This window comes from Paraglaciecola sp. (assembly GCF_039942875.1).
Taxonomy (GTDB): Bacteria; Pseudomonadota; Gammaproteobacteria; order Enterobacterales; family Alteromonadaceae; genus Paraglaciecola.
On the sequence record NZ_JBDVBQ010000024.1, the window covers coordinates 177,905 to 192,854 of the forward strand.

Below are 14,950 nucleotides of genomic sequence, written 5' to 3' on the forward strand. Positions count from 1 at the left end.
ATGTCTACGTCACCAAGTTTAAGTACATCATCTCTATCACCTTCTGATGCTATTGCAGCTCCTCGTCATGATTGGACAATTAAAGAGGTGAATGATTTGTTTGATATGCCTTTTAACGACTTAATGTTTCAGGCTCAAATAGTTCACCGAAAGCACTTTGACCCAAACCAAGTACAAGTTAGTACTCTGTTATCTATAAAAACAGGTGCCTGCCCTGAAGATTGTAAATATTGCCCCCAAAGTGCCCGTTACGATACCGGGCTGGAGAAAGAACGTTTACTTGAAATAGACAAGGTCATTCAACGAGCAAAAGAAGCCAAAGCTGCGGGTTCTACACGTTTTTGTATGGGAGCAGCATGGCGTAATCCAAAAGACAGAGATATGCCTTATGTCACTGATATGGTCAAAGAAGTTAAAAAACTAGGATTAGAAACATGCATGACATTAGGCATGTTGACCACAGAGCAAGCTGTTGCATTAAAACAAGCTGGACTGGATTATTACAATCATAATTTAGATACTTCTCCAGAGTTTTATGGGGATATTATCACTACACGAACTTATCAAGATAGATTAGACACACTCGATAATGTAAGAGAAGCAGGTATGAATGTGTGTTCTGGCGGAATCGTTGGCATGGGTGAGACATCTGATGACCGTGCGGGCTTGTTGACCCAGTTAGCGAACTTAGATCATCATCCGGAAAGTGTACCTATTAATATGTTGGTTAAGGTAAAAGGCACACCAATGGAAAATGTCGAAGACCTTGATTATTTTGAATTTATACGAACCATAGCCGTTGCCAGAATAATGATGCCAAAATCTTATGTACGTCTATCTGCTGGTCGTGAAGCCATGAATGAACAGATGCAGGCTATGTGTTTCATGGCTGGGGCAAACTCCATTTTTTATGGGTGTAAATTATTGACTACCTCGAATCCTGATACCCATGAAGATGTCATGCTATTTAATAAGCTCGGTATTAACTCAAAACAAACTCGGGAGTACTCAGATGAGGCTCATGAGGCCGCATTGTTAGAGGAAATAGATGATAGATCAGGCAAAAATATGGCTGATAACTTATTCTATGACGCAACGTTAAAGCAAGCAGAAACAGTCAACAACTAATGGCATTTAAATTTATATCTGAAGCATTGAAAACCCGAAGCCAAGATGGCTTGTTGCGTCGTAGACAAGTGGTTGAATCTGCGAATGGGCCCATGATCCAAGTCGAAGGTAAGCATTATATAAACTTTTCAAGTAATGACTATTTGGCTATGCGTCGCTCTACTGTTGTAATGCAAGCCTGGGCCGATGGTCTAGCAGAGTTTGGTGCTGGTAGCGGGGCTTCACCTTTAGTCACTGGTTACACCAATGCCCACCAGGCCCTTGAAACATACCTTGCAGAACGCTTAAATCGAGAGAGCGTGTTGTTATTCAATTCTGGGTTTTCAGCCAATCAAGCTATTTGTCAGGGATTATTTGGCCACACCCATCAAAAAAATCCAGACATGATTATTGCTGACAAGCTTATGCATGCTTCTTTTGTTGAAGGCGCTCAAGGGGTAAGTGCTAAATTTAGCCGTTTTAAGCATAACGACGCATCTCATCTTCAGGAGTTACTTAGCAAAAGCAATACAGAAAATACCTTAGTTGCGACTGAGGGGATATTTAGTATGGATGGCGATCACGCTCCACTGACTGATATTGTTCCAATAATTAATACTGAGTCTACTTGGCTTATGGTGGATGATGCCCATGGTTTTGGGACATTAGGTGACAATGGTCTAGGAGTCGTCGAAGTATTTAATTTTTCTCAACAACAAGTGCCTATTTTGATGGGGACTTTTGGTAAAGCTATTGGCACCGCGGGGGCTTTTGTAGCGGGAAGTGAGGACTTAATTAACTACCTGATTAATTATTCTCGTCATTATATATACAGTACTTCAATGCCAGCAGCACAAGCCTATGCAACTCTAATGAGTTTACAAGCAAAGCTTGGACATGAGCGTCGCCAAGTATTAAAGGAAAGAATTGAGTTGTTCAAAGCCTTGGCAGATAAAGCAGGTATAACATTAATGCCCTCAGATACCGCTATTCAACCAGTATTTATAGGGTGTCCAGAAAAAGCGGTAGCGGCAAGTGGGCGATTAAAAGACTTGGGAATTTGGGTGACTGCGATTCGCTACCCTACAGTGCCAAAGCATACAGATAGACTACGTTTAACCTTAAGCGCAGCTCATGATGAAAGGGATATTTATGCATTGGTTGACGCTTTACAATTGACATTACTGTCTTGAATCAGATGATTAGTTTGCCTGCTAATTATAAAGCTAGAATAGCAAAACAGTTTAGCCGAGCGGCTCATACCTACAATACTGCTGCGGATGTCCAATTAGATATTGCCTTTGATGGTTTAAATTTGCTGCCCAATATTAATGGTTTGGGTCTAGATATAGGGTGTGGTACTGGCCGCATTAGTCAACAATTAGCCAAAAAATGTAATAAGTTGTTCGCTATGGATTTAGCTTTTGGGATGCTTGAGTATGCCCAAAAAAATAATGCAACTGATGACAACTTGGCTAGACGTCAGTTTATTCAGTGGTTGCAAGGTGACGCAGAGCATTTGCCTTTGTCTAATGAATCAATTGATTTAGTGTTTTCATCTATGGCGTTACAGTGGTGTAAGGATGAAACAAAAGTTTTGTCTGAAATAAGTCGAGTGATGAAGCCCAAGGCTACTGCAATATTAGCCATTATGTGTGCAGGCTCGTTTTATGAGTTAAACGATAGTTGGCTTGAAATTGATGAGCAGCGTCATACTAATGATTTTAAAACGGCAGATAATTGGCGTCAGGCTGCTACGGAGCAGGGGCTATTGGTTAGTGTTAACAATAAAAAGTATGTGACATGGCACCAAAATGTGCGACAGCTCTTAGGCTCAATTAAATCGATTGGTGCTAATGTTGTCTTATCATTAAATAGTGAACGAGTTGCGCCTAATAAAAGTACACATAAAATCAATAAACCTCTTAGTCGTGACACCATCAGAAACTTAGAGGTTACTTATAAGCATAAATATTCTAAGAATTCTCAGCTTCCGCTGACTTATGAAGTGTGCTTTTTGCAATGTATTAAGCCTTAAGGAGTATGTATGGGGAATTTATCATCTAATAGTCGTGCCTTTTTTATAACAGGAACCGATACCGAAGTAGGGAAAACATTTATTGGTACCGCTTTGCTTAAAGCTTTGGCCGGCAAGCAATATAAAACCGCTGCTTATAAGCCTATAGCTGCAGGATGTGAGCGAACAGATAGTGGACTACGCAACGAAGATGCAATGGCCCTTTTGTCTAACGCAAGTTTAGCCTTGAGCTACGATGAGGTTAACCCGATAGCTCTTGAGCCTCCTATTGCGCCGCACTTAGCAGCAGATGATGCACAAGCTCTAATCTCACTCGATCGTGTTCGTGAAGGTTTTTTACATTTGATAGCAAAGCAACCCGATGTACTTATTGTGGAGGGGGCAGGGGGCTGGCGCTTACCTGTTAGCTCACATTATGATGGCAAGCCAAGATACTTATCAGAGTTTGTTATTGAGCGTAATTTAGCTGTTATTTTGGTGGTTGGAATGCGATTAGGTTGTCTTAACCACGCAGTATTGACTGCAGAGTCTATACAACAAGATGGCCTAAAAATAGTCGGCTGGGTAGCAAACCAAATTGATCCCAATATGGCAATGTTAAGCGAAAATATAGATAGCTTAAAAACTTTGATTGATGCGCCATTTTTAGGAGCGGTGCCTACCCTTGATAAACCAGATGATGCACCTGAATATATTGATTTAGCCTTACTAGGTCTATAAATTTTAGTGGTGACAAAAAGGGTACGACCAAGTACCCGTTTTAACGTTTTACCTGTAAATACTGACTGATATCTTGACCTGGCTTGAGCACATTCTGGCTTATTGCTGTTACCCCAACTTCGCCTGTCTGGTTGAGTTCAAACACCACACTTTCTAGCTCACCTTTTAGTGTTAGTTGCTTATCTTGTAACAGCAATGCACTGCCTTCACGAATGCCGATGACAGGCATTTTAGGGTTGAGAGTACAAAACTCTTCAATTCGTTGTGCTCGTGTTTCACCATTGTGGCCTGGTGGTTGGTAGTCTGTGTAATGTGGGTTTAACTGAAACGGGACAAAATTCAACCCGTCAAAACTTGGCGGCTGAATTATAGGCATATCGTTAGTCGTGCGTATACTGTTGCCACATATATTAGAGCCAGCACTCCAGCCAACATAAGGTGTACCTTGTTTAACACTTTGTTGTATATCAGTTAAAATATCTTGCTTATAAAGTTGCGATAAAAGATTAAACGTATTGCCTCCTCCTACAAAAATGGCTTTAGCATTATTAATCGCTTCTTTTGCATTAGGATACTCATGAATACCAGAAATTGTTAGGTGGGGGAGTGCGTCCTGAACTTTTTGGGTGTAATCATCCCAGCTTAGCGTTACACCCGCATAAGGAATAAACAGTATCTCTTTAACTGTTAATATATGCAGGTCAATCATGGGTAGAGCATGACTCAAGTAACTTTCGTCAGCTGTACGAGAGCTACTTAGCATTAACACTTTCATTTTATTTTACTCACTGTTGTTGTTAAGTATGTATTGAATTGTCCAGCATTATATCTGCTGCGTTGCCTATGTCACGTTACTCAAAACCAATAGGGGCAATAGGTAAACTAGGTTCTACTTTGCAATACTCATCAATTTTTAACGTGTGTTTCAATCTATTCACCTTCTAGCTATAGACTCACTAAGCTATCTCGTTAAAATATCGAGCAAGTTTATTCAAAATCAATGTGAGATACATGCAAGGTAAGAAAATCTCAGTACTGTTTGTTTGTTTAGGAAATATATGCCGTTCACCAAGTGCTGAAGCTGTGTTTAAAAAGAAAGCTTTAGAAGCGGGGTTAGATTTAATTATCGATTCAGCTGGTACGGCTGGCTATCACACTGGCGCATCCCCAGATAAACGTTCACAAAGCGTGGGTATTCAACGTGGATACAGTTTTGAAGGGATTAACTGTCGTAAAGTGGCGAAACAAGACTTTGAAAAGTTTGATTACATACTGGGTATGGACAAAGAAAACATTGCAAATCTTTTAGCAGTCTGCCCAGAAGGGTATGAGGGTAAAGTTGAGCTTTTTCTTAATTATGCTCAAAGTGAAGAAGACCAGGTCCCAGACCCTTACTACGGTGGCAAAAGAGGTTTTGAATACGTGTTAGATTTGATTGAATTAGCTTCAACGGGGCTAATACAACATATTAAAAGTAAATAATGGGCAAAGCCTAGTATTTCCTATTATTTAAAATAGAAATGTTGCAAAATACTGTGCTTATATATTGCTATTTAGCGTTATACCCACTATGTTCTGCACCCCATATATGATGGTTAACAAAGTCATTAAAAATTGTTACATCATTTAACCTAATTTTACGAGGAAAAATCGTGAGTCAGTGGCAACCAGATAGTTGGCGTTCAAAGCCAATTTTACAACAACCTACCTATCAAAATAAACAGCACCTACAAGACGTTGAAGGCAAATTAAAAACGTATCCCCCTTTAGTGTTTGCTGCAGAAACTCGAGACTTATTTAGTCAATTAGGAAACGTAGCTGAAGGCAAAGGCTTTTTGTTGCAAGGTGGTGATTGTGCTGAGTCATTTGATGAATTTAATGCGCCAAAAATTCGCGATACTTTTAAAGTTATTTTACAAATGGCCATTGTCCTTACTTATGCAGGTCGTTGTCCGGTCACTAAAGTAGCACGTATGGCAGGGCAATACGCCAAGCCTCGTTCTGGTGATTTTGAAACCATTAACGGCGTATCTTTACCGAGCTACCGTGGTGATATTATCAATAGCTTTGAGTTTACAGAAGCGGCAAGGCAACCCGATCCAGAGCGTATGATAGAAGCCTATCATCGCGGTGCTTCTACTTTGAATTTGTTGCGTGCTTTCTCGCAAGGTGGACTAGCCGATTTACATGAAGTCAATCGTTGGAATATGGCGTTTGTTGAAAATAACCCTTTGAAAAGTCGTTATCAAGATCTCGCTAAGCGAATCCAGGATTCATTAGAGTTTATGAATGTGATGGGGATTAATTCTACAAATACCCCCACATTGCATGAAACCAGTCTATTCACGTCGCATGAAGCTTTGTTACTAAATTATGAGCAAGCCCTAACTAGAGTGGATACCTTGACGGGTAATTGGTACAACTGTTCAGCACATATGCTTTGGATTGGTGAACGTACTCGTCAGTTGGACCATGCTCACTTAGAGTTCTTCCGTGGTATTCATAACCCAATTGGTGTAAAAGTTGGGCCAAGCATGCAAGAAGATGAATTAATCCAATTAATCGATGCATTAAACCCCAACAATGAAGCAGGCCGTTTGACCTTAATCACGCGCATGGGGGCTGATAATCTAGAAGCTAACCTGCCTAAGCTATTACGCAGAGTGAAGCAAGAAGGGCGTAAAGTTGTGTGGAGCTCAGATCCTATGCATGGCAACACGTTTAAAGCCTCGAGTGGTTACAAAACTAGAAACTTCGATGCCATTCTTAAAGAAATTCAACAATTCTTTGCGGCTCATAAAGCTGAAGGCACACATGCAGGTGGTATTCATTTAGAAATGACTGGCCAGCACGTGACTGAATGTACTGGTGGCGCATATCAAATTGGTGATGATGACCTAGCAGAAGCATACAAGACACAATGTGATCCTCGCTTAAATGCTGACCAAGTTTTAGAAATGGCATTTTTGGTTGCCGATCACCTGAGAACAAACTAAAAATCTAGCTTTGTGGGGTGTAACTGATTGCACTCCCACTGTGCTAATGTTATAAATAATAATGATTTCTATTTGTGATACTTAGTATGAGTCAATTAACTCTTTGGGACATTAAAAAGAAGCAAGTTGCTAAGGTTGATGGATTAGATCCAACTCTAACGCCTTCGGTTCAAAGACGTTTAAGTGAAATGGGGTTTTCGTCAGGCCAAGATATTCAGTGCTTAAGACGTAGTCCATTTAAAGGCCCATTAGTTTTACAGTTGGGCGATTGCGTTTATTCGTTAGAGCAAGATATAGCTAACCGTATCAATATTAGCGCTAGTTAATTTTTTATTAGGTTTTATTTCTACTTTAGTCCACCCCTTAGGCTGTCTCTGTATCACACTTTCTTTTGTGAAGGCGTTCAATGAAAAATATCATCTTGGTTGGAAAACCCAACTCAGGTAAAAGTCTCCTCTTTAATCAGTTAACAGGGCTACGACAAAAAGTAGCAAACTTTCCTGGCGTAACTGTCGAATTAAAAAGCGGTACGTTTGACCAGTATAAATTGGTTGATTTCCCTGGTACTTATTCTTTAAAAAGTTTGTCTAGAGATGAAGAACTGGCAATTGAAAAACTTCACGAAGCCATGCTCAGTGATGAAACGTCTCTTGTGGTTTGTAATTTGGACGCGACTCGATTAGAAAGTAGTTTGGTGTTTGGCTTACAAGTCAGAGACTTAGCCCTTCAACATAACAAAGGTATTATATTTGCCTTGAATATGATTGATGAAGTGCAGCGGTTCGGGCACGAAATTGATACTGAAAAATTAGCCACTGATCTAGGGTGCGCGGTATTTGCACTCTCGGCAAAAACACTTATTGGATTACACGAATTTAAGCTAGCGTTAATTGATGCAGCAAAACGTCCACAAGATTTTCTACCTTTACTTCATACCGAAGACAAATCATCTGTATTGGAAATCAGCCGTACCTTATCTAAACGCTATGGCGTCAAAGCGGATGTCGTCTTAAAAAAGCAAAACCGAATCGATGGGTTTTTATTAAATAACCTGATGGGCGGAGTAATATTCTTGGCCATCATGTTTTTGCTATTTCAAAGTATATTTACATGGGCAAGCCCACTAATGGACTTTGTAGAAATGGCACTGGCTGAAAGTTCCGTTAAAGTCAGTAACTTTTTGCCTGATGGCGTGGTGAATGATTTTGTTACCGATGCTTTATTTGGTGGAGTAGGGTCATTCTTAGTCTTTGTACCACAAATCATGGTACTAACGTTTGTTATAGGGCTTTTGGAGGACTCGGGTTATTTAGCCAGAGCAGCATTAATATGTCATAAACCCTTAAGTTACTTTGGGTTGTCGGGCAGAAGTTTTATTCCTTACTTATCCGGACATGCCTGTGCTATACCGGCCATAATGGCTGCTAGAACAATAGAGTCACCTCGTAAAAGGTTGATCACTATGATGACTATTCCTTTAATGTCATGTTCAGCTCGTTTGCCCGTGTACGCCTTGTTAATTGCTGTGTTAATTCCCGATACACAATATTTTGGTGGGTTGGTGAATTTACAGGGTATTACATTTTTTATACTGTATTTTATTGGGATCCTAACCGCACTACTAGTCAGTACATTACTGACCAAATTAACTGACGTTGATAAAGATAAAGCTGAAATGCCGTTTGTTTTAGAGTTACCCACTTACCGCTTACCTCATTGGAAGCCCTTGGGACACAGAATTTTAACTAGTGCAAAACAGTTTATTAGACGAGCCGGTCCTGTCATTTTTATGGTCTCTGTTGTTATTTGGTTTTTGGGCTATTTTCCAGAAAACGGGGTATTGCAGTCGTCGTATTTAGCTATGTTAGGTCATTGGATAGAGCCTATATTTGAGCCTCTTGGTCTCGATTGGCGTTATGGTGTTGCTATTCTCGTTTCTTTTTTAGCGCGAGAAGTATTTGTTGGAGCTCTAGGGACATTATTTGGAATTGAAGGAGCTGACGAAAATATCTCTGGTCTTGCCGCTAATATTCAAGCTGATGGGCTAACTCTAGGGGCAGGTATTGGCTTAATGTTGTTTTATGTTGTAGCCCTGCAGTGCGTTGCCACAGTTGCCACCTTAAAAGGCGAAACAGGAAGTAGAAAGATAGCCTGGGGATTATTTGTTGCCTATGGTGTGTTGGCATATTGCCTAGCTTGGTTAGCCGCAAGTTTAATATAAATATAAAGGTTAGCGATGTGGCGTAAGGCCACACCGCTATTTTAGATATGTTAACAAGTGTTAAAGATACTAAAGCAATAGATGTTCATCTATCTTGAAGAATGTTTGGCAAGCATTTATTAGTGAATTCGCAGTTAGCTCTGGGACACCGTACACTTCAGTTTGGCAATCATATTTTTCATTTACTTTTTTTAGTAATAAATCAAAATCTCCATCCCCAGATAGTAAGACGATAGTGTCTACATTTTCTGCTGCCTCTAATACATCTATTGCAATTCCTACATCCCAGTCACCTTTTGCTGAGCCATCGCTGCGCTGTATATAGGGTTTAAGCTTTACATCAAAACCAATATGTTTAAGGGCACTTTGAAATTTTTGCTGTTGTTGATCGCCTTTGTCTATGGCGTAAGCGTTAGCGACAATAATATTACCTTGATGGTTTAAGTGTTGCCAAAAACGTCGGTAGTTAAATTGTTTTCCGTACGCTTGGCGGGTGGTGTAGTAAATATTTTGTACATCTACAAAAATAGCAATACGTTGCAAATTTAGGCCTCTATATTTGAAGGTTTAGATAATAATAACAGCTTGTGAGTGAAAAATTTCACGAATAGTTGACTAAAAGGTCTAATAAATAGTTGCGTAGTAAATGAAAACAGGTTAACTTGGTTGTCGGTTTGTTGACCTCTCTCTATGCAAACCTTCGATGTTATGTCTTTCTTTGATCCAGTCAGCCAACATTAAAAACGTGATATTTAGACTAGAAACTAAATAATCACAATAACAAGCTGAATTATTGTTCGACGAAATATTCAATATTAGGCACTCAGTGAAGTTTTATACGAGTGCGCAGTAAAATGTAAAATTTTAGTTATCGTCAAAACTGTAATGGGCTTATTTTAAAATATGCGCTTAGCATTTTATAGTGAGTTTTATTATGTCATATACATATAACGGAACGCAGATCCGTGTGGAGTGCCCAGTGCACAACATATCTGTAAATAAACAAAAAGTGGTGTTTGCCGACGTATCAGGGCAACAAACGAATACATTTTCGAATACCTCGGAAGCTAGATTATTCGTAGACTGGTTACTTCAAATCCACTAACCATAAATATACTAAGCCACCTAACACATTGTTAAGTGGCTTTTTTATTATGTACTCCCTGTCCACATGATTGATTCTTTTTTAACATTAAACCTAGTACTTAAGGCATCCTTAATACATTTGTATCAAGCGCTATACCTGTAAGCACTTTTTCTTAAAGACCTTTCAACTCATACTGAAGCTGTAAACTATTAATTTTATGGCAGCTTTAACTATGTATGTGCTCAAGCTATTTAGTGTGCTTTTAATCATAAATCTTTCTACTAGTGCTCTAGCTTCTACAAACTTAATTTCAAATGTAAGTTTTGAAAATTTTGGAAGAGCTAGCACCTCATGGACTTGGTTTAATTCAAATGTTAGGACCCCTTCAGGCGACTCTAGCTTAGATTTTGGGCATTCATTCAAACCAAGTTCTGTTAATGTTGGTAGCCAAAATTCTAGACTAGATATTTATGGGAACCGACAATCACCTTATTTAATTTCTAAGGTCTTTGAATTTGAAGGTGACGAAGTTGATGGTTTTTCATTGTCATACAGTGCAAAGCACAGTAACAAAGAGACGGTTAATGTAATCGCAGAGGCAGACGATAAAACAAACTTGTTTTCTGATTTGTTGAGCTATCACCAGTTACAGCAATCAAACACATCTAACACTAGCTTGGGTGGTGCTGATCGTAATAGGATACAATACTTAGATTCAGCAATACCTTACTGGGATTCTATAGATAATGTTTGGAATAATAATGCAGTTTATCTAGTATTTACTTCTCAGATGCTTACTAAAATACCAGAGCCTCTAGGTATGTTATTTTTAGGTATAGGTATTTTAGCAATGATGCGAAATTGGCTACTTAAGTCTATCGAGAGCAATAACAGTTAAATGGACTCTATTAAAAAAGCATCCCTTGTATGGATGCTTTTTTGATATCTGATTTAAAAGGTGGGCGTAGTTACTAATGTATTAGTATTACATACCTTGGCTGGCCAAGTAACTTTCGTAATCGCCTTTAAAGTCTACTATACCGTCAGGTTGAATATCTATAATGCGAGTTGCTAGAGAGGATACAAACTCTCTATCGTGACTTACAAATACCAAGGTACCTTTATAGTTTTCTAGTGCTAAGTTAAGTGACTCAATAGATTCCATATCTAAGTGGTTAGTGGGTTCATCCATAACTAATATGTTTGGCTTTTGCAGCATTAATTTACCAAATAACATACGGCCTTGTTCTCCACCAGAAATCACTTTTACGGATTTATGGATATCGTTTTGGGAAAATAATAAGCGCCCTAAGGTACCGCGCATCACTTGTTCATCATCCCCTTCTTGGGCCCATTGATACATCCAATCCATCAATGTTTTGTCTTCTTCAAAATCTTCTGCGTGATCTTGGGCATAGTATCCAATATTTGCATTCTCTGACCACTTGAGTGTTCCCGCGGTGAGTTCAGTGTCACCCACTAAACATTTTAGTAATGTTGTTTTACCTACACCGTTAGGACCAATGACAGCCACCCGTTCTCCAACTTCAACCATAAGGTCTAGGTCTTTGTACAATTCTTCATCATAACGCTTTGCTAAGCCTTCAACCTCTAATGCTAAGCGATGTAATTTTTTAGATTCTTCAAATCGAATAAATGGGCTTTGGCGGCTAGAAGGCTTCACTTCGTCTAATTGAATTTTATCTATTTGTCTAGCTCTAGAGGTGGCTTGTTTTGATTTTGAAGCATTTGCAGAGAAGCGACTAACGAAGGCTTTAAGTTCTGATATTTGGGCTTTTTTCTTAGCGTTGTCTGATAATAAACGCTCGCGAGCTTGAGTTGATGCCGTCATATACTCGTCATAATTACCTGGGAACAAGCGTATTTCACCGTAATCTATATCTGCCATATGAGTACATACAGAGTTTAAGAAGTGCCTATCATGGGAAATTATGATCATAGTACAATTGCGTTCGTTTAATACGGTTTCTAACCAACGTATTGTGTTTATATCCAAGTTATTCGTAGGCTCATCTAGCAGCATAATGTCGGGGTCAGAAAACAAAACTTGAGCAAGTAGTACTCTTAATTTCCAACCTGGGGCAATTTCACTCATGGGGCCAAAGTGTTGCTCAACTGGAATGCCGACACCAATTAATAATTCACCAGCTCTTGATTCTGCGGTGTAGCCGTCCATTTCTGCAAACTCGGATTCTAAATCTGCTACGCGAATACCATCTTCTTCAGTCATTTCAGGGTTAGCGTATATAGCGTCTCGTTCGGACTTTACTGCCCATAATTCATTGTGTCCCATTACAACTGTATCGATAACGCTATATTCTTCATAGGCAAACTGATCTTGTTTGAGTTTACCAATTCGCTCTCCAGGGTCGACTGATACATTTCCAGCTGTTGCTTCTAAATCCCCACCAATTATTTTCATAAAAGTTGACTTACCACAGCCATTTGCCCCAATTAGGCCGTATTTATTACCATTACCAAATTTGGCAGATACGTTTTCGAATAAAGGCTTTGCGCCAAATTGTATTGTGATATTAGCAGTGGTAAGCACGTTCGATTCTCTATAAATAATGTTTATGGATTGGGTACTGTCTATTAACTAGGCAGCCAGTAAAATTCGGCGCAAATTATGCCATAAAATTAATTGGCTAGCGATTAAACTAAAGGGGGCTTTTATTATTTTTTATTATTTCTTTTTTGAGTTTTTGTAAGTGATTACGCATTAGTTTGTGGGTGCGCTTGGTATTTAAAACAGAATGTTTGTGTTTATTGGTATCTTGATATTGTATCCGCAGATAAAGTTGAGTGATCTGATTAAAATGATTACTAATGGTAGCAGGATATTGTTGTTGAATGTCTTCACTAAAGCTTAAAGGAGCCTGCCAATTTGGGCGTATAGTGCCGGCACTTTCGAATACATCTAGAGCTTTAAAATACAGCCTTTGTGTTGTGTCCATTCTATTTTTTAACCAATGGGGTAAAAAAAACAAACAAAGTAATAAGGCAACTAAGCTAATAATACCTAACCCTAGAAGCGACAACCTGTCTGGCGTTACTTTTCCTAAAATAAGCTTAAATAAATCCTTTTGTTTTGTGTCGTCAAAGCCCAATACAAAACGGCTCCAGTCGTAATCTAAGTCTGCCAGAAACAACCTAAGATTATTGAGCCAGGCTACATTTGACATGCGGGCCAAAGAAAATGGAGAGTCAGCCAAAAAGCTTCCTTCGTTTTGCATGGCCTGTTGTAAACCAAATTCAATTCGCTCTGGGGCAACTAACGCTGTGGGATCGAATCGTTGCCAGCCTCGTTGTTCTGTCCATGCTTCAACCCAAGCATGGGCATCATACTGATAGATACTTAAATAGGGTGCTTGGTTGTTTTCTTTAACTAGCTCTCCCCCTTGATAGCCGGTTACTACTCGAGCAGGAATATTTCCCAAACGTAACATATATGCAAACGCACTCGCATAATGGCTGCAAAATCCAGCTTGATTTTCAAACAAGAAGGTATCAATAGGATCGCTCAACATTAATTTAGGGCGTAGCGTATAAACGAAAGGTTGCTGGGTAAAGTACCTTAATACTGCTTGAATGAAATCATCATCAGATGGGTTTGACTTTCTTTGGAAGGCCACCCAGCTTTGGGTCTTGTTATTGCCTGACACTGGAACGTCTAGATTGAGGCGCTGGTCAATCTGGGTAAATCTTTGGTTAGCCATAGCTTGTGGATAAGACCGCACCGAATATTCATATTTACTGAGTAATGTTTGGTTGCTAATCAACTGATAGTTTGAACTTTGCCAAATCTCATTAGCACTTTTTGAATTATTAGGAGTAGCGAGATCTAATGCGAATAGCCAGTTTTGATGGGTGGGTTCTACCATTATATCGTATTCAGTATATGACCCTGTCACAGCAGGTGAAAATTCTTTGTTCTGGCGCTTTAATTGTTCTTGTATCTTTTTACGTAATGGCGCTGTGCGCCAAGTTTTGCCATCAAACTCTTCCATGACAATGGCGCGCCAGTATCTATCTTTAGGCTCTGGTACTGGCCCTTGAAAGGTTGCTCTAAATGCGAGGTCACTCGATTGGGACAACTGAGCTATATCACCTGGCGTAATATTATCTGCTAGACCAGTTTCAAAACTCTTTGATGTAGGAACTTGCCATAAAGGAGGCAGGTGCGGTAAAACTAAAAACAATAAAATACTAATAGGTAAGGCTTGTAAACTGAGTTTTAGTACTGTTTTACATTGTCTTTGTATTGACAGGCTTGGAGCTTGGAAACAAGCTAGACTAATTAATAAAGTTAGGCTCAAGAGGGTATAAAAAACATAAAAGCCAATTGACTGGTTAAAAATGAATCCACAGCCAATTACAAAAAATAAACTACTAACTAATTGATAAACGTCTCTTTGACTTCTAGCCTGCATAAGCTTTAAGGCACAAGCTAACACTAGTAAGTTAACCATAATCAATAACAAACTTTCGTTAAAGCTAGAGTAGGTAAGCCCTAAAATGCTCAGTACTGCTAATAAATTCAAGGTGCGTATGGTGGGAAGGTGTTTGTAATATTGAAAGTAAATTATGGCTCTGATAACACCACTACAGCCAATGATTAACATTACCCAGGTAAATACGGATTCATATAGGCTCAGGCTAACTAACACCAATTCAAAGGCGAGAATAAGCAAAGTGATGCTTTTTACTGAATGCTTTGTAGCAAGCTGTTTATTGGGGCGGTGAGCTTTAATCACGTA

The 14,950-nt window shown here is 39.2% G+C and carries 14 protein-coding genes; 10 read left to right on the plus strand and 4 right to left on the minus strand.

The window, feature by feature from the left end:
* Genes bioB through bioD form a run of 4 tightly spaced genes read left to right on the plus strand, consistent with a single transcriptional unit; the run spans position 1 to position 3,865 of the window.
* Positions 1 to 1,128 (plus strand): biotin synthase BioB, encoded by a 1,128-nt coding sequence (gene bioB / locus ABJE44_RS07305; protein ID WP_348112392.1) that lies wholly within the window; start codon positions 1 to 3, stop codon positions 1,126 to 1,128.
* On the plus strand, positions 1,128 to 2,300 hold the full coding sequence (locus ABJE44_RS07310) for an 8-amino-7-oxononanoate synthase (RefSeq protein ID WP_348112393.1): 1,173 nt from the start codon (positions 1,128 to 1,130) through the stop codon (positions 2,298 to 2,300). Before bioB ends, ABJE44_RS07310 begins: the two co-directional genes overlap by 1 nt.
* A 5-nt stretch (positions 2,301 to 2,305) precedes the next feature.
* Positions 2,306 to 3,145, plus strand: a complete 840-nt coding sequence (locus ABJE44_RS07315; RefSeq protein WP_348112394.1) for a methyltransferase domain-containing protein — start codon at positions 2,306 to 2,308, stop codon at positions 3,143 to 3,145.
* A 9-nt stretch (positions 3,146 to 3,154) separates the two neighbouring features.
* Positions 3,155 to 3,865, plus strand: coding sequence for a dethiobiotin synthase (gene bioD / locus ABJE44_RS07320; RefSeq protein WP_348112395.1), 711 nt, complete (start codon positions 3,155 to 3,157; stop codon positions 3,863 to 3,865).
* A gap of 40 nt (positions 3,866 to 3,905) precedes the next feature.
* Here the strand turns inward: bioD and pepE are convergent, their stop codons facing one another.
* Positions 3,906 to 4,640 carry a dipeptidase PepE gene (pepE, locus tag ABJE44_RS07325; protein ID WP_348112396.1) on the minus strand — a complete coding sequence of 245 codons (735 nt, stop codon included), beginning with the start codon at positions 4,638 to 4,640 and terminating at the stop codon, positions 3,906 to 3,908.
* Between the two features lie 236 nt (positions 4,641 to 4,876).
* Here pepE and ABJE44_RS07330 point away from each other — a divergent pair, with 236 nt between their 5' ends.
* From ABJE44_RS07330 to ABJE44_RS07345, 4 genes are all read left to right on the plus strand, one after another.
* On the plus strand, positions 4,877 to 5,347 hold the full coding sequence (locus ABJE44_RS07330; protein ID WP_348112397.1) for a low molecular weight protein-tyrosine-phosphatase: 471 nt from the start codon (positions 4,877 to 4,879) through the stop codon (positions 5,345 to 5,347).
* A gap of 170 nt (positions 5,348 to 5,517) precedes the next feature.
* Entirely contained in the window at positions 5,518 to 6,861 is a 1,344-nt protein-coding gene (locus tag ABJE44_RS07335; protein WP_348112398.1) for a 3-deoxy-7-phosphoheptulonate synthase class II, read from the plus strand.
* An 86-nt stretch (positions 6,862 to 6,947) separates the two neighbouring features.
* Positions 6,948 to 7,187 carry a FeoA family protein gene (locus ABJE44_RS07340; RefSeq protein ID WP_348112399.1) on the plus strand — a complete coding sequence of 80 codons (240 nt, stop codon included), beginning with the start codon at positions 6,948 to 6,950 and terminating at the stop codon, positions 7,185 to 7,187.
* 80 nt (positions 7,188 to 7,267) lie between these two features.
* A complete protein-coding gene (locus ABJE44_RS07345) occupies positions 7,268 to 9,082 on the plus strand; it encodes a ferrous iron transporter B (RefSeq protein ID WP_348112400.1) in 1,815 nt (604 codons plus the stop codon).
* Positions 9,083 to 9,151: 69 nt separating this feature from the next.
* On the opposite strand, the gene ABJE44_RS07350 is transcribed toward ABJE44_RS07345, so the two are convergent.
* Complete coding sequence (locus ABJE44_RS07350; protein WP_348112401.1) at positions 9,152 to 9,625, minus strand: NYN domain-containing protein; 474 nt, start codon at positions 9,623 to 9,625, stop codon at positions 9,152 to 9,154.
* A gap of 391 nt (positions 9,626 to 10,016) precedes the next feature.
* Here ABJE44_RS07350 and ABJE44_RS07355 point away from each other — a divergent pair, with 391 nt between their 5' ends.
* Together ABJE44_RS07355 and ABJE44_RS07360 are read left to right on the plus strand one after the other, a co-directional pair.
* Complete coding sequence (locus ABJE44_RS07355) at positions 10,017 to 10,187, plus strand: hypothetical protein (protein WP_289030729.1); 171 nt, start codon at positions 10,017 to 10,019, stop codon at positions 10,185 to 10,187.
* A 199-nt stretch (positions 10,188 to 10,386) separates the two neighbouring features.
* Positions 10,387 to 11,067, plus strand: a complete 681-nt coding sequence (locus ABJE44_RS07360; RefSeq protein ID WP_348120706.1) for a hypothetical protein — start codon at positions 10,387 to 10,389, stop codon at positions 11,065 to 11,067.
* A gap of 87 nt (positions 11,068 to 11,154) precedes the next feature.
* Here the strand turns inward: ABJE44_RS07360 and ABJE44_RS07365 are convergent, their stop codons facing one another.
* Together ABJE44_RS07365 and ABJE44_RS07370 are read right to left on the minus strand one after the other, a co-directional pair.
* On the minus strand, positions 11,155 to 12,741 hold the full coding sequence (locus tag ABJE44_RS07365; RefSeq protein ID WP_348112403.1) for an ABC-F family ATPase: 1,587 nt from the start codon (positions 12,739 to 12,741) through the stop codon (positions 11,155 to 11,157).
* A gap of 109 nt (positions 12,742 to 12,850) precedes the next feature.
* Positions 12,851 to 14,947: a transglutaminaseTgpA domain-containing protein gene (locus ABJE44_RS07370; protein WP_348112404.1), complete on the minus strand. Its 2,097-nt coding sequence runs from the start codon at positions 14,945 to 14,947 to the stop codon at positions 12,851 to 12,853.
* Between the last annotated feature and the right edge of the window lie 3 nt (positions 14,948 to 14,950).